The 23,077-nt window shown below is 63.3% G+C and carries 23 protein-coding genes; 6 read left to right on the top strand and 17 right to left on the bottom strand.

All coding sequences use genetic code 11. From position 1 onward, the window contains the following. The first annotated feature begins 38 nt into the window (after positions 1-38). Positions 39-560, top strand: a complete 522-nt coding sequence (locus tag KR49_RS07505) for a DUF1269 domain-containing protein (protein WP_043693597.1) — start codon at positions 39-41, stop codon at positions 558-560. On the opposite strand, the gene KR49_RS07500 is transcribed toward KR49_RS07505, so the two are convergent. From KR49_RS07500 to KR49_RS07465, 8 genes are all read right to left on the bottom strand, one after another. Next, on the bottom strand, positions 530-982 hold the full coding sequence (locus KR49_RS07500; protein WP_043697093.1) for a hypothetical protein: 453 nt from the start codon (positions 980-982) through the stop codon (positions 530-532). The genes KR49_RS07505 and KR49_RS07500 overlap by 31 nt on opposite strands. A gap of 90 nt (positions 983-1,072) precedes the next feature. Beyond that, the gene (locus tag KR49_RS07495) at positions 1,073-1,633 is read right to left on the bottom strand and encodes a chorismate lyase (RefSeq protein ID WP_256381040.1); all 561 of its coding nucleotides are present in this window, start codon (positions 1,631-1,633) and stop codon (positions 1,073-1,075) included. A gap of 35 nt (positions 1,634-1,668) precedes the next feature. Further along, on the bottom strand, positions 1,669-2,352 hold the full coding sequence (locus KR49_RS07490; protein ID WP_043693589.1) for a hypothetical protein: 684 nt from the start codon (positions 2,350-2,352) through the stop codon (positions 1,669-1,671). 24 nt (positions 2,353-2,376) lie between these two features. Next, positions 2,377-4,308 (bottom strand): tRNA uridine-5-carboxymethylaminomethyl(34) synthesis enzyme MnmG, encoded by a 1,932-nt coding sequence (gene mnmG / locus KR49_RS07485; protein ID WP_043693585.1) that lies wholly within the window; start codon positions 4,306-4,308, stop codon positions 2,377-2,379. Between the two features lie 17 nt (positions 4,309-4,325). After that, positions 4,326-5,309: a helix-turn-helix transcriptional regulator gene (locus KR49_RS07480; RefSeq protein ID WP_043693581.1), complete on the bottom strand. Its 984-nt coding sequence runs from the start codon at positions 5,307-5,309 to the stop codon at positions 4,326-4,328. An 86-nt stretch (positions 5,310-5,395) separates the two neighbouring features. Next, positions 5,396-6,811: a replicative DNA helicase gene (dnaB, locus tag KR49_RS07475; RefSeq protein WP_043693578.1), complete on the bottom strand. Its 1,416-nt coding sequence runs from the start codon at positions 6,809-6,811 to the stop codon at positions 5,396-5,398. Between the two features lie 61 nt (positions 6,812-6,872). Then, a complete protein-coding gene (gene rplI, locus KR49_RS07470) occupies positions 6,873-7,331 on the bottom strand; it encodes a 50S ribosomal protein L9 (RefSeq protein ID WP_043697090.1) in 459 nt (152 codons plus the stop codon). A 67-nt stretch (positions 7,332-7,398) separates the two neighbouring features. Beyond that, entirely contained in the window at positions 7,399-8,256 is an 858-nt protein-coding gene (locus KR49_RS07465) for an acyl-CoA desaturase (protein ID WP_371257667.1), read from the bottom strand. Positions 8,257-8,475: 219 nt separating this feature from the next. Between KR49_RS07465 and KR49_RS07460 the strand changes: the two genes are divergently transcribed. The 4 genes from KR49_RS07460 (at position 8,476) to KR49_RS07445 (ending at position 13,513) form a co-directional block, all read left to right on the top strand. Continuing rightward, entirely contained in the window at positions 8,476-9,777 is a 1,302-nt protein-coding gene (locus tag KR49_RS07460; RefSeq protein WP_043697084.1) for a methionine gamma-lyase family protein, read from the top strand. Positions 9,778-9,788: 11 nt separating this feature from the next. After that, complete coding sequence (gene gcvH / locus KR49_RS07455) at positions 9,789-10,178, top strand: glycine cleavage system protein GcvH (RefSeq protein WP_043693574.1); 390 nt, start codon at positions 9,789-9,791, stop codon at positions 10,176-10,178. Positions 10,179-10,234: 56 nt separating this feature from the next. Then, a complete protein-coding gene (gene gcvP, locus KR49_RS07450) occupies positions 10,235-13,117 on the top strand; it encodes an aminomethyl-transferring glycine dehydrogenase (protein ID WP_043693571.1) in 2,883 nt (960 codons plus the stop codon). A gap of 138 nt (positions 13,118-13,255) precedes the next feature. After that, on the top strand, positions 13,256-13,513 hold the full coding sequence (locus KR49_RS07445) for a hypothetical protein (protein ID WP_043693568.1): 258 nt from the start codon (positions 13,256-13,258) through the stop codon (positions 13,511-13,513). Between the two features lie 7 nt (positions 13,514-13,520). Here KR49_RS07445 and KR49_RS07440 read toward each other — a convergent pair whose 3' ends face one another. The 6 genes from KR49_RS07440 to KR49_RS07415 all read right to left on the bottom strand — a co-directional run bounded on the left by KR49_RS07440 (position 13,521) and on the right by KR49_RS07415 (position 19,671). Then, positions 13,521-13,727 (bottom strand): hypothetical protein, encoded by a 207-nt coding sequence (locus tag KR49_RS07440; protein ID WP_043693566.1) that lies wholly within the window; start codon positions 13,725-13,727, stop codon positions 13,521-13,523. 233 nt (positions 13,728-13,960) lie between these two features. Beyond that, the gene (locus tag KR49_RS07435; protein WP_043693559.1) at positions 13,961-14,701 is read right to left on the bottom strand and encodes a pirin-like bicupin family protein; all 741 of its coding nucleotides are present in this window, start codon (positions 14,699-14,701) and stop codon (positions 13,961-13,963) included. A 39-nt stretch (positions 14,702-14,740) separates the two neighbouring features. Beyond that, on the bottom strand, positions 14,741-15,268 hold the full coding sequence (locus KR49_RS07430; RefSeq protein ID WP_043693556.1) for an NADPH-dependent FMN reductase: 528 nt from the start codon (positions 15,266-15,268) through the stop codon (positions 14,741-14,743). 65 nt (positions 15,269-15,333) lie between these two features. Beyond that, complete coding sequence (locus KR49_RS14530; RefSeq protein ID WP_043693553.1) at positions 15,334-16,047, bottom strand: rubrerythrin family protein; 714 nt, start codon at positions 16,045-16,047, stop codon at positions 15,334-15,336. A 79-nt stretch (positions 16,048-16,126) separates the two neighbouring features. Then, on the bottom strand, positions 16,127-17,920 hold the full coding sequence (locus KR49_RS07420; protein ID WP_043693550.1) for a diflavin flavoprotein: 1,794 nt from the start codon (positions 17,918-17,920) through the stop codon (positions 16,127-16,129). Continuing rightward, a complete protein-coding gene (locus KR49_RS07415; RefSeq protein ID WP_043693547.1) occupies positions 17,920-19,671 on the bottom strand; it encodes a diflavin flavoprotein in 1,752 nt (583 codons plus the stop codon). Before KR49_RS07415 ends, KR49_RS07420 begins: the two co-directional genes overlap by 1 nt. Positions 19,672-19,754: 83 nt before the next feature. On the opposite strand from KR49_RS07415, the gene KR49_RS07410 reads away from it, so the two are divergent. Beyond that, the gene (locus KR49_RS07410) at positions 19,755-21,068 is read left to right on the top strand and encodes an NRAMP family divalent metal transporter (RefSeq protein WP_043693544.1); all 1,314 of its coding nucleotides are present in this window, start codon (positions 19,755-19,757) and stop codon (positions 21,066-21,068) included. Positions 21,069-21,144: 76 nt separating this feature from the next. Here the strand turns inward: KR49_RS07410 and KR49_RS07405 are convergent, their stop codons facing one another. The 3 genes from KR49_RS07405 to KR49_RS07395 all read right to left on the bottom strand — a co-directional run bounded on the left by KR49_RS07405 (position 21,145) and on the right by KR49_RS07395 (position 23,073). Further along, the gene (locus tag KR49_RS07405) at positions 21,145-21,540 is read right to left on the bottom strand and encodes an Hsp20/alpha crystallin family protein (RefSeq protein ID WP_043693541.1); all 396 of its coding nucleotides are present in this window, start codon (positions 21,538-21,540) and stop codon (positions 21,145-21,147) included. 176 nt (positions 21,541-21,716) lie between these two features. Beyond that, the gene (locus tag KR49_RS07400) at positions 21,717-22,193 is read right to left on the bottom strand and encodes an MEKHLA domain-containing protein (RefSeq protein ID WP_043693538.1); all 477 of its coding nucleotides are present in this window, start codon (positions 22,191-22,193) and stop codon (positions 21,717-21,719) included. A 7-nt stretch (positions 22,194-22,200) separates the two neighbouring features. Continuing rightward, complete coding sequence (locus KR49_RS07395; protein ID WP_043693535.1) at positions 22,201-23,073, bottom strand: SWIM zinc finger family protein; 873 nt, start codon at positions 23,071-23,073, stop codon at positions 22,201-22,203. Between the last annotated feature and the right edge of the window lie 4 nt (positions 23,074-23,077).

Below are 23,077 nucleotides of genomic sequence, written 5' to 3'. Positions count from 1 at the left end.
TCCTCTGGATACGTTTCAACCAGAGTTATGGCTCCCAAATGAGTGACCTGATCGTGGTTGGCTTTCCGAAAGCCGAGGAAGCTGAGCAGGTGCGTCTCGAGTTGGCCAGCATTCAGCAGGAGCATCTGATCTCCCTTGAAGATGCTGTGGTGCTGGAGCATGGCGAGGACGGTCACGTCCATCTGCGCCAGGCCATCAACATGGCGGCGGCCGGCGCTGTCAGTGGCAGCTTCTGGGGCATGCTCGTCGGACTGCTGTTCCTCAGCCCACTGCTGGGTGCGGCTGTCGGCGCCGGTGCTGGTGCTGCCTCAGGAGCACTCACCGACATCGGCATCAATGATCAGTTCCTGCGGGAGCTGGCCGAAACCCTGCCCAAGGGCAGCGCTGCTCTGGCTCTGCTGGTGCGGGACGGCACGCCTGATCGCGTGATCGAGCGCCTGCGCAGCCATGCCCCCAACGCCCGCCTGGTGAAAACCAACCTCAGTCATACCGATGAGGACAAGCTGCGTGATCTGCTGAAAGCAGCTGCTCAGCAGGCCGAAGCACTGCGTCTTTCCTGACGCGCACGCCCTGACACCCGGTAGGTGCAGCCCCTGGCAGCGAGCTGGTCGTTGACTTCCTCGACCAGCTCCCGGGGCATGTCCTCGGCCATCTGATCGGCCGTGGCGTTGATGGAAGGGGATCCCAGCTCAAGAGCTTCCAGCAGTCGGGTCCACTGATCCACAAGCAGACTGCGGCTCATGGGTTCGTAGCCCTGGGATTCCAGATGCGTCCCGCAGACCGTCCGGTTCCAGAGCACGGAGCGTCCCTGGCCGTGAGGACCGGCATTCATTGCGGCACCGGCTTCCAGGGCGGCAGGGGTCGGACGGCCGCGGCGATCACGCCAGCCCTGCTGTTCCAGGCTGCGCCCGCAGTGAATGGCCGAAATGCCGTAGATCCGACCGAGGTCGGTGAGGCTGAGCCAGAGAGGTGTAACAGCCATGACACGGAGAACCTGTGTGCTCACATGTTCCTCGGAGCACATGTATTGGCAAGTTGTCAAGAGCAAATCCCAACAAATTCGGGCATTTGTTCATGAATTCCTTTGAAGCTCCTGGCGCAATGTTGGGCCCAGCCAGGTTTCCAGCTGTGGGCTAAACACTTCCCGGATCACAGTCAGGGCCTTGCCTCCGCGGAAGAAGCGGTAGTGGCGACTCCAGAACGGTCCGCGCAGTCCGAAGGTCAGCTCAAGCCAGTCGGCATTGACCAGGGCGAGGCCATCCACTTCTCGGAACAGTTCGGAACGGCCTTCCGTGAGACTCCGCCAGATGGGCTGGTTGCGATCGCGCAGGTGCAGATCCGCTTCCGTCTGGTTCCACCAGCTCTCTGCCCAGGCCAGAGGGAGACCGTCGCAATGAAGCCAGACCTGACGCCGCAGCAGCGGGGGGGTCAGCTCCTTCACTTCTGGGGGTGCATCAGGATGATCGAGCGGCTCCGGCGTCATGCCGATCAGATCAACGGCGACAGGCTGTCCGGTGAGCAGCCTGAGATGACGGGTCGGGCTGCCGTCACCCAGCAGCATCAAGCGCCACGGGCCCGGCAGCTGACGCGGGCCCTCCCCGGTCAGCACGGCCGCGGTGGGGGCCTGCCACAGATGCTGCGGAGAGGGCAGAAGTGAGCCAGCAGATGTCAGTGGATCCCTCCCACCGCCAGGCTGCGGCGCTGGCCGTCGCGGCTGATCACGGCCCCGCTTTCGCTGACGGACTCCAGCACCCAGCCGCTCGACCCGATGGCGGTTCCAATCCCGCTGGAGAGGGAGTTGCTGCCCAGCTGAAAAATCGCCGAGCTGCTGTTGCCGGGTCCCTGCACCACACCGGTGAGCTGAGGCAGCTCGTCCTGAATCACTGGCGCGGTGACGGGGGGTTGGGGTTGGGGTGTCCGGAGAGGCAGAGTCAGCGGTTCCAGCGCGACTGTGGGTGCTGGTGAGAGCTTGGGTGCCGGCGTTGTCACGGCTGGAGGTTCCGGTTTCGGCTCTGCAGTGCTGATGGGTGGTTGCGGACGCAATCGCTCGATGAGCAGCAGCTGGCGTTCCTGCTCGAGGCGTGCACTGGTGGTCTGCCAGTTGCCGGTCAGCCAGGCCATGGAGACAACTGATGCTGCCGTGACGGCGGTCAGTAGTGGAATCTGCCAGCTGTCAGCCCCGCGTGGCGGGTTGTCCGCAGGGGGCAGCGGCTGTGGTTCGTGTACAGCAACATCAACCGGCACCAGATGGTTGGCATCCCTCCGAAGTGCCGGGTCGGCGAACACCCTGTCCATCACCTGCTCGGCGCGCAGGTTCCAGTAAGCACGCGACGTGGGAAGGCGTGATGCCAAGGCTGATGGCCGATGGTCCCAACGCTATCGAGCCTGACCGGCAGCGGCGAGGTCCTTCTGCTGCCGTTGACGCAGCTCCAGCCACATCAGCAGGGCTGTGATGTCCGCCTGGCTGACACCGGGAATGCGGCTGGCCTGCCCCAGGGTGGCAGGACGGATCTCACTCAGTTTTTCGCGAGCCTCGCGCGACAGGGTGCCGATGCCGGCGTACTCCACATCGGAGGGCAGCTTGCGCTGGCTCTGACGTTTCACCTGATCGATCTGCTGCTGCTGCCGTTGCAGATAGCCGCTGTACTTGATGTCGATTTCGGCGCCTTCCCGCACCGGCAGAGGCAGGTCGGCATCGGCGAGGCCGTGCTCCACCAGATCGGCGGCGTGCATGCCAGGTCGGCGCAGCAGGTCCGCCAGGGTGATCGAGCCCTTGATTGCCGCACCGGTCTGCTGCTCAACCGCCGCTGCAGAGGGATCGCTCGCTTTCAGCCGCACCGTTTCCAGCCGACGCTTCTCGGCCTCCATCGCCTGAAGTTTGTCTTCGAAGATCCGCCAGCGCCGGTCGTCGATCAGGCCGAGTTCGCGGCCGAGAGGAGTGAGGCGCCGGTCGGCGTTGTCGCCCCGCAGGATCAGCCGGTATTCGCTGCGGCTGGTGAGCACTCTGTAGGGCTCGCGAAGGTCCTTGCTCACCAGGTCGTCGATCATCGTGCCGATGTAGCTGCCCTCACGGGGGAAGTGCACCGGCTCCTGGCCTCCGATGAGCCGAGCGGCATTGATGCCGGCCACCAGGCCCTGAGCTGCGGCCTCCTCGTAGCCGGTGGTGCCGTTGAGCTGACCGGCGCTGAACAGGCCCTGGACCCGTTTGGTTTCCAGGGAGGGTTTGAGCTGCGTGGCGGGCAGGTAGTCGTAATCCACCGCATAGGCGGGTCGCAGCATCAGGCATTGCTCCAGGCCGGGCAGGGTGCGCAGCAGCTGCAGTTGGATCGATTCCGGCAGCCCTGTGGAGAAGCCCTGCACGTAGATCTCCGGGGTGTCCCGTCCTTCCGGCTCCAGGAAGATCTGGTGGCTGTCCTTATCGGCGAAACGAACGATCTTGTCTTCGATCGAAGGGCAGTAGCGGGGACCTTTGCTGTCGATCACACCTCCGTAGATGGCGGTCTGCTCGAGGTTGTCGCGGATGAGTTGATGGGTGGCGGCGGTGGTGCGGGTGATGTGGCAGCTCATCTGCTCACCGCTCGTCCAGGCTGCCGGATCAAAGGAGAAGAAGCGATCGGCTGCATCGCTGGGCTGTTCCTCCAGCTGATCGAGGGCGATGCTGCGCCGGTCCACCCGCGCGGGGGTGCCCGTCTTGAGTCGGTCAGTGTGGAAGCCGAGTTGCTGGAGGGCTTCCGTGAGGCCTTCGGCGGCCTGCTCGCCGGCGCGGCCTGCTGCCATCGATTGATGCCCCACCCAGATGCGGCCTCCCAGAAAGGTGCCGGCGGTGAGGATCACGGCTGCGGCGCTGTAGGTGCTGCCGAAATAGGTGCGGATACCGGTGATGCGTTGCTGAGCGCCGTCGCCACTCACCTCAAGGCCAGTGACCATCGCTTCGCGCAGGGCCAGGTTGGGGGTGTGCTGCAGCAGCTGCAGCATCTGGCGGGAGTAGAGGCGTTTGTCGGTCTGGGCGCGTAGGGCCCAGACAGCGGGTCCGCGGCTGGCGTTGAGGATGCGTTTCTGGATCGCTGTGGCATCGGCCAGGCGACCGATCACGCCACCGAGGGCATCGACTTCGTGGACCAGTTGGCTCTTGGCCGGTCCGCCCACGGCGGGATTGCACGGTTGCCAGGCGATTCGGTCGAGATTGAGGGTGAACAGGGCCGTGTTCAGCCCCAGCCGTGCAGCGGTGATCGCGGCCTCACAGCCGGCGTGACCACCTCCCACGACGATCACGTCGAAGACTTCGCTCGGGGTCGTGGTGAAGCTCATGGATTCATTATCCGCAGCTACGGAAGCGGATCTGATCCGCCGGGGGTCTTGCTTCGCTGCAGCGTCTCCTGAGGCAGCTCCCCGTACTGCTTTCTGTAGCGGCGAGCGAAGTGGCTGCGACTGGTGAAGCCCAGATGAGCCGCGATCGCTCCAACTCCTTGCAGGTGGATGCCATCACAGCGGTTGGGATCCAGCAGCAGCTGCCGCACCAGATCGAGGCGGATCGATCGCTGAAGCTTCTGCGGGGTTTGACCGAAATGCTCCTGACAGCCCTTGAACAGGGAGGTGCGCGACTGATACAAGACCGCACTCAGCTCATCCATGGTGAGGTTCTGGTCGGAATGACACGAAAACCAGTGCAGCAGCTCGATGGCCGCTTCATGGCGAGCTTCTCTTTGACCGAACGTCATGGAATCCACCTCGACATCCTCGAAAGCGCGTAGCAGGCATCCGATCAGCTCGTCCACCTCTCTCGGATCGGTGGCCTGATCGTGTTGCTCAATCAGGTGTCTCAACCGGGCTCGCAGTTCCGAGCGCAGAGGTTCCCGCAGTTCCAGCTGATTGGTGTCTTTCCAGCGATCCAAGGTCAGCTGTCCTGCCCTGTGCTGGCTGTGTCGCTCCAGCAGGTGATCTCTGGAGATGGTCACCGTGGCCAGGGTGGTGCCTGCCGGCAAACGCAGATCGCAATCGTTCAGATGGTCGTTGTAACCCATCATTCCGGGCCAGGGCATGCAGACCCCCTGGGCCCGGATGGGATCAGTCGCTGGTGGGTCACTCAGCGGAATGGCGATCGTGCAGGGCCTCGGGCGTCGGGTGCCGCTGAGGAACAGCGTCTGGTTGATCTCCAACTGGTTGAGACGGAAGAAACCGCAACTGATGATCCGCAGACGTCCCACCAGAGGGCCTTCGCTGAGTTGGAGTGCGCTCAGGTTTGGAGAGACAGGCTGGGACAGGCTCTGGAGATCGGCGCAGCTCTGAAAGCGGGCGTCCAAAACCTTCACCGTTAGGGGCCCACCAGAACGCTCCGCAATTCTCAGCTGGTGGCTTCCCTTCCGGAGAACTCAACAACCGGAAGGTCACCGGATTCTCACGCCGCTAGGTTGCGGAAGCGGGTGAACTGGGGCTCGAACAGCAGCTTCACCGTGCCCACCGGTCCGTTGCGGTGCTTGGTCACGATCACTTCGGTGATGCCTCGATCCGGAGTTTCCGGGTTGTAGTACTCGTCGCGGTAGATCATCAGCACCAGATCGGCATCCTGTTCGATTGAGCCTGATTCCCGCAGGTCGCTCAGCATCGGCCGTTTGTTGGTGCGCGATTCCACGCCACGGCTCAGCTGGGAGAGGGCGATCACCGGCACGTTCAGTTCCCGGGCCATGCCTTTCAGGGCACGGGTGATCCGGGAGATTTCCTGCACCCTGTTGTCCGGGCTGGAGCCTTCCATCAGCTGCAGGTAGTCGATCACCACCAGTCCCAGCTCTTTGCCTTGTTCCGCCATCAGCCTCCGGCAGAGGGAACGCATTTCCAGCACGCCGGAGTTGGGTTTGTCGTCGATGTAGATCGGCAGCTGGCCGAGGCTGTTGATGCCCTGCCCCAACAGTGGCCATTCCTCCTGCTGCAACCGGCCTGTACGCAGCCGGCCAGCTTCAATGCCCACCTCCATCGACAGCAGCCTGTAGGTGAGCTGCTCCTTGCTCATCTCCAGAGAGAACACGCAGACCGGCAGGTCGTGCAGCTGGGCCACGTTCTTGGCCAGGTTGAGCACGATCGAGGTTTTACCCATGGCTGGACGACCGGCCACGATGATCAGATCACTCCTCTGGAGACCCTGGGTCATGGCATCCAGGTCGTAGAAGTTCACCGGGATCCCGGCTACCGAGGTGCCCAGAGAGCGACTTTCAATTTCTTCAAAGGTCTGGGTGAGGATCTCGGCGGTGGGAGTGAGTCCCTTCGAGGGCTTTTCCTGGCTGATGGCAAAGATCGTCTGCTCCGCCTGATCCAGCACCTGATCCATGGGCAGGCTCTGATCGAAGCCCAGCTTGATGACCTCGTTGCCGGAGCGGATCAGCTGACGGCGGAGAAATTTGTCCATCACCAGTCGCGCCACCTGCTCGATCGAGGCCGTGGAGCTCACCCGCTCCACCAGTTCGATCAGACGGCCGTTGCCACCCACCTTCTCCAGGGAACCGGTGTCCGCCAGCCAGGCGGTCATCGCCGTCAGGTCTGTGGGTTTGCCCTGACCGTGCAGCATCAGGGCGGTTCGAAAGATTTCGCGGTGGGCATTCAGATAGAACGCCTCCGGTTGCAGAACATCGGCGACACGACCGATGGCGTCAGGGTCCAGCAGGATGCCTCCCAGAACCGCTTCCTCCGCCTCGAGGTTCTGGGGCGGAACGGAATCGGGCAGGGCCTCGAAGCTGGGCTCTTGATCACGACGCCCACGGGCGAAGCCGCGGCGTCCCCCTTCGGCTGACTCGCCTTGATCACCAAGGGGAACACTCACCATGGCGGCCGGTCGACGCAATCAGGTTTCACACTCTGGCCCGGCTGCGCCGTTTGGCCAGGGGTCAATAGCTGACCACCTCGAGATTGATCTCAGCTGTGACCTCGGTGTGCAGCTTCACGGTCACGGTGTACTTGCCCGTGCGATGAATCTCCGGAACCACGATGTCGCGGCGGTCGATCTCCTTCTTGGTGGCGTCTTCGATGGCTTCGGCCACGTCACCGTTGGTCACGGTTCCGAACAGGACGTTGTCTTCACCGGTCTGCTTCTTGACCGTGAAGCGGCCGATGGTGTCAAGGGCGGTTCGGAAGTCGAGAGCCTGCTGCTTGAGGGCGGCCTGGCGCTCTGCTTCCTTGGCACGTCGATGCTCCACCTGCTTCATCACCGCGGGGGTGAGAGGAACGGCCTTGCCGAAAGGCAACAGGAAGTTTCGTGCGTAACCGGGAGCGACTTCCACCAGATCCCCGTCCTTTCCGAGACTGAGGACGTCCTCGTTCAGGACGACTTGAACACGCTTGGGCATGGGACCGGGACGGACGACGGTTTCGGTGCGATCGACCACGTTACGACGTGGCCGATCGGGATTGGATTCAGGAGGCGCCGCCTACGTAGCGGGCGGTGCGAACCCGACTGGCGAGGCCGAAGCGTTTCAGCAACCGGATGTGCTGCCAGGTGAGGTCGAATTCGAACCAGCGCAGACCATGCCGGGCGCTGGCGGGATGGGCATGGTGGTTGTTGTGCCAGCCCTCGCCGAACGAGAGCAGTGCCACCCACCAGCAGTTCCTGGAAAGATCCGGACAGTCGAAATTCCTGTAACCGAAGGCATGGGTGGCGGAATTCACCAGCCAGGTGACGTGATACACCACCACGAGGCGCAGTGGAATCGCCCAGAGAACCAGTCCAAGTCCACCACCGTGGATCTGAGCCGCTTCGCCGATCCAGTAAAGGCTGAGTCCGAGAGGAATCTGCAGCAGCAGGAACCAGCGATCCAACCAGCGATAGAAGGGATCGCATTGGAGATCGCCTGCGTATCGGTCCAGCTCTTTCAGAGCGGGAATCTCGTGCAGCATCCACTCGCTGTGGCTCCACCAGAGTCCGCGACCGGCATCGTGATGATCGGTGACCTGATCGGAGAAACGGTGGTGGTGGCGATGCAGTCCCACCCATTCAATCGGACCGCTCTGGCAGGCCAGGGTTCCCATGAGCACCAGCATGCGCTCAACCCACACCGGGACGACGAGGCTGCGGTGGGCGACCAGGCGATGCAGTCCGAGCGTGACCCCCAGCACGGTCATCCAGTACAGAACCCCGAAGGCCACAAAGCCCTGCCAGCTCCAGAACCGTGGCAGCAGGGCGACCGTTGCAAGGACATGCATCACCAGCATGAAGCTGGTGGTTCCCCACTTGATGCGTCGCTGCCGCGCCGACAATGGACCGCGGGGGGCCATCACCGCCGCCCGCTGCCGAAGCTCGCGGGTGTCAGCTGTTTGGGTGGATACCAACAGGAAACTCCAGGGTTTGGCAGAACCGCTCGTGCGCAAACACGGTGAGTGGTTTTTGCCTGTATTGACGGAAATCTAAAGGAATTGACGCTGCAACCAGTGGTGAAACCCCTACGGGAGAGACGCAGCATGGAGGCACGCAGCAGGCCTGGAGCCGGGAGTGACATGGTGAAGACTGGTGAAGTAACAGCCTCAATGCGGGCGCGGGCCCGTTCTCTTGTCGCGGATGTGGCCCTGTCGCAGGCATCGTCAGCGGCACAACGCACGGCAGCGGTTGAACCGCGACTTCAGCGGGTGTTGGCCGCGATGGCCGAGGAGCGTGTCGGCACGCAGCATTTCGCCTCTCTGACCGGATACGGACACGGGGACCAGGGACGCGATGTGGTGGATCGGGTGTTTGCGCGCGTGCTCGGCGCTGAGGCTGCGGCCGTGCGGCTTCAGTTCGTCAGCGGTACCCATGCGATCGCTTCGGCACTGTTCGGTGTGCTTCGCCCCGGGGATCGTCTGCTGTCGATCACAGGCCGGCCCTACGACACCCTGGAGGAGGTGATCGGTCTGCGGGAGCAGGGGCAGGGATCCCTGGCTGAATTCGGTGTCCGCTACGACGAACTGGAGCTGACACCGGACGGTGGGATCAACACAGCTGCACTGGATCAGGCTCTGGAGGTCCCGACCCGGATGGTGCTGATTCAGCGCAGCTGCGGCTACAGCTGGCGCCCGTCGATTTCCGTTGCGGAGATCGGACGCTGCTGCGAACGCATCCACGCGTCTCAGCCCGATTGCGTCTGCTTCGTTGACAACTGCTATGGCGAATTGGTGGAAGAACAGGAACCACCGCATGTCGGAGCGGATCTGATCGCCGGTTCCCTGATCAAGAATCTCGGTGGCACCATCGCTCCGGCCGGGGGCTACGTAGCGGGTCGGTCTGATCTGGTGGAGCAGGCCTGCTGCCGTCTCACGGCTCCGGGAATCGGCCGGGAGGGTGGAACCGGTTTTGATCTCCAGCGTCTTGTGCTTCAGGGTTTGTTCCTGGCGCCGCAGATGGTCGCGGAGGCCCTGATCGGAGCGGATCTGGTGGCGGGGGTGTTTCAACGGCTCGGGTGTGCCGTTCAGCCTGCGCCGGGAGCGTTCCGCAGTGATCTGATCCAGGCGGTTCGCCTCGGTTCACCGGAGGCACTCAAGGTGGTGTGCCGTGCATTCCAGAGCATGTCCCCGGTCGGTTCCTACCTGGATCCTGTGCCCGCTTCGATGCCTGGTTACGCCAGCGATCTGGTGATGGCGGGCGGAACCTTCATCGATGGTTCGACCAGCGAGTTCTCCGCGGATGCTCCGTTGCGGGAACCGTTCAATCTTTTCGTGCAGGGCGGAACCCACCGGGCCCATCTCAGCCTCGCGCTCCAGGAGGCACTGGCGGCTCTTGATGCTGCGGAGCTGCGCGATCTCCCGCAGACTGGTGCGAGCTGCTGATCCGCCAGACGATGGCGTTTGCGTTTCCCGAATCCTTCCGCTTCGCCGACAGCCACGAATACGCGAATGCCGACGGCGAGCTGGTGCGAGTCGGCATCAGCGCTTTTGCAGTGGATCAGCTGGGGGACATCGTCTTCGTTGATCTTCCTGATGTCGGCGCCAGTCTCAGCAAAGGCGACAGCTTCGGTTCGGTGGAATCCGTCAAGGCCGTGGAGGACATGTACGCCCCGATCGACGGCGAGGTGGTGCAACGCAACGAGGCTGTGCTCGCGAGCCCAGAGGAACTTCAGAACGATCCACACGGGGAAGGCTGGCTGCTGGTGATACGGCCCGGCAACGCATCCCAAATGGAGTCCCTGCTTGATGCGGCGGCCTACAGCGCCAAGGTGAACGCCAGCTGACATCGGCCGCCGGTCTCCCTTCTTTACGATCGGCGGGATTTTCGCTGCCGCTCCCCTTGGTCTCCCCCTTCCTCGAGCGGCATCTCGGCCCGGGCAACGCCGAGCAGCGGTCCATGCTGAAGACCCTCGGCTACAGCGACATGGCGGCCTTCATCGCCGATGTCGTGCCATCGGACATCCTCGATGAGCACCCTCCTTCGGAGGCCATGCCGGAGGGCTGCAGCGAATCGGAGGCCCTGGAAGATCTGCGCCGCATCGTTGCCGACAACACGGTTCGCCGCTCCCTGATCGGCCTGGGTTACCACGGCACAGCAACGCCGGCACTGATCCAGCGTCACGTCTTTGAAAATCCCGCCTGGTACACCGCTTACACGCCCTATCAGGCTGAGATCGCCCAGGGTCGCCTGGAAGCGCTTCTCAACTTCCAGACCCTGATCAGCGAGCTGACCGGTCTTCCGATCGCCAATGCATCTCTTCTGGACGAGGCCACGGCAGCTGCTGAGGCGATGGGGCTGAGTCATGCCGTCTGTCGTCGTGCTGAGGCCCGTCGCTTCCTGGTGGATGCCGCCGTCCTGCCACAGACCTGGGCTGTGCTGCAGACCCGCGCCGAGCCTTTGAACATCGAGCTGGAGCGGTTGGATCCCGGCGATTTCGTGCTCGATGCCACGGTGTTCGGCGTACTGCTGCAGCTGCCCGGCAAGGAGGGCCAGGTCTGGGACCCCACTGCTCTGATCGAGCGGGCTCATGAAGCCGGGGCTCTGGTGACCGTGGCCATCGATCCCCTGGCTCAGACCCTGATCGCGCCGGTGGCCTCCTTCGGTGCTGACATTGCCGTCGGCAGCGCCCAGCGCTTCGGCGTGCCGATGGGTTTCGGCGGACCTCACGCCGCTTTCTTCGCCACCAGGGATGCCTACAAGCGCCAGATTCCCGGCCGACTGGTGGGCCAGTCCAGGGATGCCCAGGGCCAGCCAGCTCTGCGCCTGGCTCTTCAGACCCGTGAGCAGCACATCCGACGCGACAAGGCCACCAGCAACATCTGCACGGCGCAGGTGCTGCTGGCAGTGATGGCTTCCTTCTATGCGGTTCACCATGGGCCGGACGGATTGACCGCCATCGCACAGCGGATCGTGCGCCTGCGACGTCGACTGGAGGCTGCTCTGGTGGCCCTGGGTTACCCGGTTGCTCCTGGAGAGCGGTTCGACACCGTGGTGATCCGTTGCAGCGATGCCGCTGCCGTGCATCGAGCGGCAGCCGAGGCGGAGATCAACCTGCGGGTGGTGCCTGAGGGGGCTGCGCCTGATCAGGCGGAAGGCTTCGGCATCACCTTGGATGAACTCAGCAACGAGTCGGAACTGAAGCGGCTGGTGCTGCTCCTGGCTGCTGCTGCTCAGCGACAGACGCCTCCGATCACCGAAGTTGTCTCCGGTTCCCTCGACGGCGTGCCCGGTCGCGAGGAGCCCTGGCTGACGCAAGCGGTGTTCCATTGCCATCGCAGTGAAACCGAGTTGCTGCGGTACATCCAGCGCCTGGTGAGCCGCGATCTCTCCCTGGTGCACGGCATGATCCCGTTGGGCAGCTGCACGATGAAGCTCAATGCCGCCGCCGAGCTGCTGCCGGTGAGCTGGCCTGCCTTCGCGTCGCTGCATCCCTTCGCCCCTGAGGATCAGGCCCGTGGCTACCGCCACATGGCGGATGATCTGGAGCGCTGGCTTGCTGCTCTCACAGGTTTCTCAGCGGTCTCCCTTCAGCCCAATGCCGGCTCGCAGGGGGAGTACGCCGGCTTGCTGGTGATCCGGGCCTGGCATCACTCGCGGGGGGACAGCCATCGGGACATCTGTCTGATCCCCACCAGTGCCCATGGCACCAACCCAGCCAGCGCCGTGATGGCGGGCCTGAAGGTGGTGCCTGTGGCCTGCGATGACGAGGGGAACGTCGATCTGGATGATCTGGCGGCCCGGGCTGAGGAGTTCAGCGACCGTCTCGCCGCTCTCATGGTGACCTACCCCTCCACGCACGGTGTCTTCGAGCCAGGGATCCGTCAGATCTGTTCGGTGGTGCATCGCCACGGCGGGCAGGTCTACCTCGATGGAGCCAATCTCAATGCCCAGGTCGGTCTCTGTCGGCCGGGAGCTTTCGGGGCTGACGTCTGCCACCTCAATCTGCACAAGACCTTCTGCATACCCCATGGCGGTGGTGGTCCGGGTGTCGGCCCCATCGGAGTGGCGGAGCATCTGGCCCCGTTCCTGCCCGGTCATCCTCTCCAGTCAGACCAGCCCACCGCGATCGGGCCGGTGTCAGCTGCCCCTCTCGGTAGCGCCAGCATCCTGCCGATCAGTTGGATGTACCTGCGCATGATGGGGGCGGAGGCTCTGCGCCAGGCCAGTGCGGTCGCGCTGCTGTCAGCGAACTATCTCGCTCATCGGCTGGACCCCCACTACCCGGTGTTGTTCCGGGGGACCACCGGCTGCGTCGCTCACGAATGCATTCTCGACCTGCGACCGCTCAAGCGGGATGCGGGTGTTGATGTCGATGACATCGCCAAGCGCTTGATGGACTACGGCTTTCATGCGCCGACGGTGAGCTGGCCTGTGGCGGGCACCGTGATGGTGGAACCCACCGAGAGCGAGAGTCTTGAAGAACTGGACCGCTTCGCTGACGCGTTGATCGCGATCCGTGAGGAGGTTCGGGACATCGAATCCGGTCGGATGGATCCGGTGAACAATCCCCTGAAGCGGGCTCCCCACACCATGGCCGTGGTCACAGCTGATGTCTGGGATCGTCCCTACAGCCGCGCCACCGCCGCTTTCCCTTTGGCTGATCAGCCGATGAACAAGCTGTGGCCTGCGGTCGGACGCATCGACAACGCCTTCGGTGATCGGAATCTCATCTGCACCTGCCCGTCGGTGGAGGACCTGGCTGAGCAACCCGTTGCCGCCTGAAACGCCGGATCATCTGGTGTTGCCTTGCTCAGGCGTGTAAATTTTCACTGAAAACCGAAAACTTGATTTGGTTCGATTAGGACCACCATCGACCAGCTGCAAACTATTCGACAACTGATTCGTCTGTCGGGGGACACCATGGATCGGAAGACCATCTTCAAAAGCGATCAATCATCGGACCGAGTTGAACCGGTCCTGCCCGCATTGCCTGAGGGTCTGGAATCCGCTCTGCAGCGGGGCCACACCCTTCCGATCGAAGGAACGAATGTCGTGAGGGTTCCCTTCGGCGTGCGTCGCTCCCGCCGTGTGCGGGCGGAACGGCCTGATCATTGGGCCACTCTGGTGATCCCGTTGCAGCCCATCGGTGATCCCACGCCTCCGCCAGCCGCTGCCTGAACAGGGTCTAGGCAGCGTGAATCTCCGACGTCTGTTCTGACAGTCGCCAGTCCAACAGTGCTTTCACATCGGCCAGAGAGCAGGACGGTGTCCGAAACGGGAGCAGACGCATCGGACTGCGTTCCGGTCTCACCAGCCAGCTCTGGTTGGTCTGAGGCAGCAAGAGAAAGCCGCGATAACGCACCACGGCCTGTTGGCTCATCAGGAATCCCATCGCTCAGGGGATCATCGGTTTGTGTCTCCGTCATTTGAGGCCACAACATCTGGTGTGCTCGTCATCAACGGAATCTTTTTGGGATCACGGTGCCTGGTCTGAAGAATCTCCATGCATCCCGGAAAAAACCTGTCACTCAAAGGCCTTGCAGCGCAATCGATGTGATTCAAGCGACAGTTTTCAGTTATTTTGGATACAACGTGATCAAGCCAACACCGTCCAGATCTGGTGTGTCATGGCAGAGCGAACAGCAGGATGTCAGCTTCCGCATCGGCGGCGCTCAGATCATCGATGACAGCATCCATTCGGTGGAAGCCCAGCCCATCGCCTTGCTGCAAGCGCTCCGGAACAGCGTCGCTGCCGTTGAGATTCACCGTGCCACTGATGACCTGAAGCCAGAGCAGCGGCCCGCCGGTCGAGGGGAGCGTCAGTTGGCTCGTCTGTGCCGGTCTGGCACGCCAGAGATGCACGCTTCGGGCAATCCGCATGGCACCGTTGTTGCTCTGAGGAGAGATCAGCGGTGTCCATTGGGTATCGATCGGGAAGGATTTCTGCTCGTAGTCGGTGGGAATGCCACGCTCCTCAGGTTCGATCCAGATCTGAAGAAGCCGGCAGGATTCCGTGCTGTTGTTCATCTCGCTGTGGGTGATGCCGGTGCCGGCCGACATCCTCTGCACCTCTCCGGCATGGATCACGGCGCTGTGCCCCATGGAGTCCTTGTGGCTGAGTTCACCGTCCACCATCACCGTGATGATCTCCATGTCCCGATGCGGGTGCATGCCGAAGCCTCTGCCTGCCGCGATGGTGTCGTCATTGATCACCCGGAGGGGGCCGAAACCCATCCAGTCGGGGTCGACATGGCCGGCGAATGAAAAACTGTGCCGGGAGTCGAGCCAATCCAATCGGCTGTGAAAACGCTGAGCTGCCGGGCGGAAGATGACGGTTGGAGCTTGCGTTGTCTCAGCCGGTTGCATGGTGGTTCCGGGGTGGGATGGACAAAAGGATGTTCTGATTCAGAGCACTAGTGGGCTCATCTGCAGTAGCCGCTGCAGCAGGTCGTTGATGGTGTCGTCCTTGGCGGGTCTGGCGTTATTGCTCAGCAGTTGACGTCCAACCACCTGAGCGCCGAGGTGGGTGAGCTGGATGCGTAAGGACAGGAGCAGTTCCATGCCGCCACCTCCGGAGAAGGTGGCCATGGCGATGGGCCGGCCATTGAAAAGCGCTCGGAAGTCCTCCCCGGTCACCGACAGCCAGGCGATGGCATTGGAGAGTGATGGTGGGATCGAGCCGTTGTATTCCGGAGCGCAGATCACCCAGCGAGTGGCTGTCATCAGCTGCTGCTGAACCGGTTCCACCGCTCGCGGCATTCCCTGGGCCTGGGAGCGGGGGGTGAACAGCGGCAGATCGATCTCCGTTAAGTCGAGCACCTCAGCGGTCTGACCAAGGGCTCGGGCCTGCTGGGCAAATCGCTCAGCCAGTTTCAGGTTTTCCCCATTGCTGGCGGAGATCACCAGCAGATCCGTGCGTGCTGTGTTTTTCATACCCAGAGCATTGACCAAGGTGTTTCAGGAACCTGCTGGAGATGGCCGCCAAGCGGGGGAGAGCGTCAGGCTGCTTTCAGTTCGGCTTCGCGGTAAGGCACGAAGCTGGCTTTGCGTGCTCCACAGATCGGGCACTGCCAGTCGTCGGGAATCGCTTCGAAGGGCGTTCCCGGGGCAAGACCGGAATCGGGATCGCCTTCCGCCGGGTCGTAGATCATCGAGCAGACCTTGCAGATCCACTTGCCGGCGACAGGGTTCTCGCTTTCTCCGGCGGCACCGTTGCCCTGAAGTGCTTGCAGGGCCACGCCGTAGCGTTCGGCATGGTGCTGCTCGATCGGGGCCAGCAGACCGAAGTTCTTGGCGGCGGTGCGGAAGATGCCGGCGTGCTCTTTGGATTCATCGATCTGCTCGTTGAATTCCGCTTCGGCACCCCCATCCCTGTCGCTGCGAGCCTGGGCCGCGAACTCCGGATACATGGTGGTGAATTCGTAGGTTTCCCCTTCGATGGCCAGCTCGAGGCAGCGGCTGAGGATCGCCTGTTTCTCGCTTTCGTTGAGGCCTGCCGGGTCCTTCACCGCCAGCTCCGGGTGCAGAAGGCGGAAATGGGCGAAGGCATGCTCGGTTTCCTGCGCAGCGGTCTCCCGGAACAATTTCGCCAGCTCGTTGTGGCCGAGTTGTTTGGCGACGTCCGCAAAGAAAAGGTATTTGCGGTTGGCCATGCTTTCTCCGCCGAAGGCGGCATCGAGATTGGCCTGGGTGGAGGGTTTGGTGAGATCCATAAGCCGGGAGGAGCGATCCTCAGTGTAGGGCTAACTCATAGCCAGTATGAGTTAGCGGGGGCACATCCGGCTCTCGAGCTCAGTAATTCGCTCCGCTGCGCCGTTGATGCACCGCCGTGGATCCCTGGGTATCAAACAGGCCTCCATGATTCACCTGGGCATAAACAAGCCAGTGATCACCGCATTCCATGCGTTGTTTCACCTCCCCCTCGAGCCAGGCGAGTGCGTCCGGGAGCAGGGGCTGTTCGCTTGGGCTGTGGTTCAGCTCCAGTCCGGCGAAGCGGTCGGCGCCCGGTGCAAAGGGCTGGAGAAACTGCTTCATCAGTCCGTTTTCACGGCCTTCAGCCAGCACGTTCAGCGCGAAGCGATCACCCTTGTGCAGCAGTGCTTCCACGGCACGGTCCTTGGCGACCGCCACAGTGATTCCCGGTGGCGTGAAGCTGGCCTGACTCACCCAGCTGGCCACCATCGCTCCGCTCAGGTCTCCCTTGCGCGTGGTGAGCACGCACAACGAGCCGAGCACCCGTCCGAGGGCCACCACAGCAGGATCGCTGCGACTCTCGCTCAGCCCGCCGGCGCTGCGGCGCTGTGCACGCTTCTGCGTCTGCAGCAGTTGGCGGCCGAAACGGGTGCCTGTTTCCTCCAACTGCTTCACGCGAGCCGCGTCGGGGCTGAATTTCACCCGGATCGGCTCGAAACCGAAGCTGAAGCCGCCATCGCGCAGTTTGTTCTCCAGCAGATCAACGGCTTCTCCGCTCCAGCCGAAGCTGCCGAACACACCCACCGGTTTGCTGCGATCCCCTTCTGCCAGCAATGTGCCGAGAGCCGACACAATCGGTGTTGGCGCATGGCCCCCCAGTGTGGGCGAGCCGATCAGGATCGCGTCAGCCTGCTGAATCGCCTTCACCAGTTCATCCGCGGGGGTGAACTCACAGTTGAGGCTGTTCACACGGATGCCGGTGCGGCTCACACCCTGCGCCAGGGCATCGGCGATCGCGGCCGTGTTGCCGTAAGCGCTCGCAAACAGGAGCAGCACGGTCAGGCTGGCGTGTTGATGACGCTCCCCCCAGCGGCGGTAGTCACTGAGCAGGCTTCGCCAGCTGACTTCGATCGCCGGACCGTGGCCGGGCGCAATGGTGCGGATCTCCAGGTCTTCCAGCCGTTCCACCAGGGCATCCACCTGACGGGCCATGGGCGCCATGAGGCAGTCATAGAAATGGCGGCGTTCCTCTTCGGTGCTGCTGCGGTTGCTTTCCGCCCATACCGCCGTGCAGAGGTGGGCGCTGAAGAACTTGTCGCTCATCAGCAGACCCCGGCTCGTTTCAAACGCCAGCAGACCTCCCGGCCAGCGTGGCGTGGGGGCTGGGAGCAGTTGCAGGCTGCGGCCGAAGCCCAATGGCAGATCCTGCTCATGACGGATCACGCGAATCGCCGGCAGATCGGGTAGTGGCGGTTGTGCGTTCTCCTGGCCCGCAGGCGCGGGCTTGCGCAGGCTCCACAGCTCCTGCAACAGCTTGGCGCCGGCGTTGGAGGCGATCAGTTCAAGCCTGGAATAAGCCTCCGCCAGCATGCGCAGCAGAGCCACCCGGTTCGGGTTCACGTGACCGACCACCACCAGGAGTGGTTGATCACCGCCAGGAACCAGAGCGGCCAAGGCGGGCAGAAACACGTCGCCGTAAGCCGCCCCCGGGGGATGAACCAGAACGGCGGGCTGGTCGTCAGCGGCTTCGAACAGCACGCTGTTGGCCGTGCTCCCCCGCTCCAGGGCGTATTCCAGCTCGAACCGGCTGCGTTCAGGACTCAGGCCACGCAGTCCGACCACACCGTGATCAATCGGCAGCTGGATGGTCTGCCGTGTTGCGGTCGCGCTCATCAGTAGTGATTACCCACTTTGCGGTGATGCACAGCAGTGCTGGCATCGGCATCCGCCACATTGCCCTGTTCCACCACCGCATAGATCACCCAATGGTCGGGGCCTTCCATGCGCTGCTCCACCCGGCAGCCGAGATAGGCCAGGGCGTCTCCAAGAACCGGGCCCCCATCCGCGACACCGTCGAGCACGTTCACACCGGCGAATCGATCGGCACCGGGCGGGAAACGCTTCAGGAAATGTCTGAGCAGTTGCTGGTGGTTGTCCTGTCGCAGCACGTTGAGCACGAAGCGATCGCCAACCTGCATCAAGGCCTCGATCGCCCGGTCCTTGGCCACAGCCACGGTGAGCCCGGGAGGCGTGAAGCTGGCCTGACTCACCCAGCTCGCCACCATGGCACTGCGACGCCGCTCATCCCCTTCACCCTGGCTGGCGGTCACCACGTACAGCCCACCACTGATCCGACCCAGGGCTCTGTCCAGCTCGCCATCCAGGCTCTTCATCGCGGCAATGGCCTTGTCCTTGGTCAGAAGCTGGCCAAGGTCGGTCCCGGCTTCTTCGCAGCGCTGGTAATCGCTTCCCTGTGGAAGCTGGCGGATGCGCAGCGGCGCAAAGGCTTGCTTCTGTCCCTGACTGCGCAGCTGATCGGCCACGGCATCGATGGGTTCATCGTTGCCACCGAACGCGTCGAAGACTGCGACGAGCTGCTTGGGATGAAGCGCTGCCAGTAGTGTGCCGATCGATGTCTGCAGGTCGGCGTCAGGTTCTGCCGGCCAGGTGGGAACCACCACTGCCTTGGCATCCCCGATCAGGGCGGTCAGTTCCTGAGGGTCCGTGGCGCGAAGGTCGACCAGCTGCACCTGGGCGTCGGCCTTGCCGACCCCATGGGCGATTGCCTGGCTGATCCGATCTGAGAATCCGTACTGGCTCAGGTAGCAAACCGCGGCGTAACTCTCGCCCTTGCTGCGCTGGCTGCTCCAATCGCGGTAGTCGCCCACCCAGTGACTGAGATGGTGGTGCAGGAGAGGTCCATGACCGACGGCGATGGTCTTGATCTCCGGCAGGCTGTCCATGCGTTTGAGGGCCTGCAGCACGCTGCGGGCATTGGGCCCCATCAGGCAGTCGTAATAGAAGCGGAAATCCGGTGCAATCGCGCCGGGATCCTGATCGAAGACATCGTCCGAGCAGTAGTGCAGCCCGAAGGCGTCACAGGTGTAGAGGATGCCAGTGCCGTGGTCGAAGGAAAAAATCGTGTCCGGCCAGTGCAGGTTGGGTGCACTGAGGAATTCGAAGCGGTGCTGAACACCGCTGTCGGGATTGGTGCCGAGATCCAGTTCTTCCCCGGATTTCACGGCACGGGACTGGAAGGGCCGGTGCACCTGGTCCTGCAGGAACTGGAGCGCCACCTTCGATCCCACGATCTCGATCTCTGGGTTGAGGTCGATCAGGTCGCCGATCAGGCCGGAGTGGTCGGGTTCCGTGTGGCTGACGATCAGCACGTCGATCGTCGTGGGATCGATCTGCTGCTTCAGGAGTGGTATCCAGGTGTCGCGGAATTTGGCGTGGCTGGTGTCGATCAGGGCCGTTCGCTCGCCCCTGACCAGAAAGGCGTTGTAGGTGGTGCCGTTGCGCAGGCCGAACTCGATGTCGAAGCGGCTGCGGTCCCAGTCGAGGGAGCGGATTGTGGTGGTGTCCGCCGCGATGGCTTCGCACTGGAGGCCCAGACGGGGTGCAACGGGAGGGGCGACGACCATGGATCCAGCCTCGTGAAGGTTGATCGTACGAAGGCTTTCCCCTGCACCGCCCCCTGCAGAGTGGGCGGATGCAAGGAGATGGCATGGCACCGACGACTGCGGGTGTGAGTTCGCTGCGCAAGAGCATCGGCCCTGGGGTTCTGTTCGCCGCGGCCTGCATCGGTGGATCGCATCTGATGTCCTCCACCACTGCGGGTGCCCGTTTCGGGTTTGCCCTGGTGGGCCTGATCGTGATCACCAACCTCGTGAAGTACCCCTTCCTGAGGGTCGGCAGCCGTTTCACCGCAGCGACGGGTCTCTCGCTGCTGGAGGGTTTCCAACGGCGCCATCCGGCCTATCTGCCGCTCTACCTGCTGGTGACCCTGGCCACGGGCACGATGACGATCGCGGCGGTGAGTTTCGTGGCCGGTCTGCTGCTCACCAACGTGCCACCGCTCGCTGGGCAGGACCCCTATGGGCTCTCCATTGTGGTGCTGGTGGTGAGCGCTCTTGTGCTCGTTCTCGGTCACTACCGCGCCCTTGATCGTCTCTCGAAGCTGCTGGTGGTGCTGCTCACCCTGCTCACCGGCGTGGCAGCGATTTCGCTGCTGTTCCGGGGTTCCGTCGGAGACGTGGCCGGCAGCTGGGTGTCCACGGATCCCAGTCCCTGGACGCTGGCCAACCTCGGTTTTCTGATCCCCCTGATGGGCTGGATGCCGGGACCGGTGGAGATGTGCGTCTGGCCTTCGCTCTGGATGTTTTCCCGCGCTCGCGACACAGAGCACACGGCTTCGCCCCAGGAGGCGGATCTCGATTTCAATCTGGGCTACGGCGTTTCCCTGATCACGGCGTTCTTCTTCGTGACACTCGGGGCTTACACGATGTACGGCAGTGGCGACGGGATGCTCAGCGGTTCAACGCTGTCCTTCGCGCAGAAACTGATCCGGCTGTACACCGAAGCCATGGGAGGCTGGGCGGCCTGGGTGATCATTCCGGCGGCCTTCGCGGCCATGTTCAGCACCACGATCACCTGTCTCGACGCCTATCCCCGCAGCATCGCCGCCATCCAGGGACTCTGGAGTGGGCATGACAGCGGTGATGCCAGCCCGGGTCCCCAGCGGCGGCGTTTCAGTCTCTGGGTGGTCCTTCATCTGCTGGTGGCCGTGGCGGCGCTGGTCTGGGCCCGCAGCGGCGGGCTCAGCGTGAAGGATTTCGTGTTCGGCGCGATGACGGGCAGTTTCCTCACGGCGCCGTTGTTCGCCTGGATGGCGATGGACACCATCAACAGCTCTCTGGTGCCGCCGGCTTACCGCTACAGCCCTCTGATGCGCGGACTCAGCTGGTTCGGCCTGGCGTTTCTCACAGGCTTCAGCCTGCTGTTCATCGCCCGCTATTTCGTTGGCCTCGGAGCCTCCTAAACGACGAGGGAGGGGCCAGCAAAAAACCCCCGCCGAAGCGGGGGTGAGTCCGTTCTGTCCACCGCCGTGCGGTGCGTCAGCTTTCGACCTTCACCGTGACACTGGTGTGGCTGACGGCTTTGCCGGCGCTGATTTCCAGAATGCCGTCGCGGTAGGTGGCCTGCAGCTGATCGCGGTCGAGTCCTGTGGGGAATCGGAAGCTGCGGCTCCAGGTACCGTTGCGGAATTCGCTCAGCAGAGCGGGCTTCTCGGCTTCGCCGTCGCGTGCGCCACGGCGCTCGGCGCTCACCACCAGGGTGCGGTCGGTGGCTTTGACGTCGATGGACGCACGCTCCACACCCGGCAGCTCGAGGCGAACGGTGTAGGAGTCATCGGCTTCGATCACCTCGGCGTTGGGAACACGTTCGGCGGAGGCCATCTGCTGTTCGAGACGCTCGAACAGATCGAAAGGGGATTGATGCAGGGTCAGCATGATTGTTGATCCGAAGAGTGAACATCTGCGGACTGGGTTGAACGCCCGCAATGACAATCTGCGCGGCCTTGATGACATCCAGAAGGGCGAGAACCGTCTATTGAGGTTCGGTGCATACGACTGGGTTCGGTTGGCACCACTGGAATGTCGTTGAAACCGAAACGATGGATCCGAGCTCAGCTCCACCACCAGTCGCTGAAACAGGCCGCCTGGCCGCAGCGGCGGTTCTCTTCGTCCCAGAGGGTCCAGATGCGGGCATCGCGGATCTGGAACCGGCGCCCGCTGTGGCTGACGCGGGTGCCGCTGTAGCCACGAATCGCTTCCTTGGTCTGTGCCTCGATGAGGGCCGTCTGCCGCTCGCTGCGCTCCTCCTCCGGTGCTGTCAGGCGTGAGGGCATGCCCACGAGCTGCTCCCATCGCAGGCCCCAGAGCTGCAGAGCTGCGGCATTGCCGTAGATGATCAGCGGGTCGCTGCCCGTGCCATGGGCCAGCACGGGAAAGCCGCAGGCGAACAGTTCCTGGCAGGCCAGTCGCATGGACTGGCGCGAGCGTTCACAAGCCATGAGCGGGCGACCGAAGGCCCGCTGATGGGAACTCAGCAGCAGCGTCACCAGTCCACGCTTCTCCCCGGTCAACCAGGGGGCTTCATTCATGCCCTGATCAATGGCCCGCTGCCATGGCCTGGAGCATGGCCCGCTGGGCACTGGCCTGACCGTGGCCGCGAAGGTTGCTCAGAAACGTGCTGCGCGCATCTGGGAAGCGGGGGTCCTCGGCCAGCGGCAGATCGCCGGCGGCATCGAGGCCCGTGTCGCCCTCCATCGCTGCGGTGATCACCACAAGATCACCATCGAGGCTGCGGTTGTAGCGCCACCAGAGAGCGGGATCGAGAACGGCCGGATGCGGCAGGAGGGGAGGAGGCGTCTCCTCGGGGGGGGCGGCGTCCCCGGCTCTCTGCTCGGCGAGGCTGGCCAGGGCCTTGCGCCGCTGTTCCGCCAGGTCCTCCAGAAGCTTGGTGCGGGTGCGGCCCCGCAGCTGGAACAGCACGAAGGGGTCTTCGCTGAAGCGATCCCCCATCAGGAAATAAACGGCGCTGATGTGCTTGCAGGGGTTGGCCTTGTCAGGGCAGTTGCATTCGCTGCGCACCTCCTGAAGCTTGAACGGGAACAGGCGCTTGCCGCTGGCGGCGAAGGCACGTTCGATGTCCGCCGGCATGATCCCCGCCAGCAGCTGAGCGGACCAGCGCGCTTTCTGCGCCAGTGCTTCGAGCACGTAGGCCCAGTCTTCATCGCTCAGCACGTCCAGCCAGAGCTTCACCTTGTAGGGGTCCTCTCCCGTGCCCTGCACCCGGGCATGCACGCGCCGGCCTTCGAAGCGGATCGAGGTCACATTGCCTTCGCGGGCGTAGCTCCAGGCCCGCTCCAGCCGTTTCTTGAAGCGGTAGCCGTTGATCAGCTCCATCCACTGTTCCACCCACCAGGGCTGCTGGCCGAGCCCTTGATCGCCGATGGATGTGATGCCGTTGGTCGTGGTCATCGTG

This window comes from Synechococcus sp. KORDI-49 (genome assembly GCF_000737575.1).
Taxonomy (GTDB): domain Bacteria; phylum Cyanobacteriota; class Cyanobacteriia; order PCC-6307; family Cyanobiaceae; genus Parasynechococcus.
Note: the sequence above shows the minus strand (reverse complement) of the source record. Positions and strands in the feature narration are given on the sequence as shown.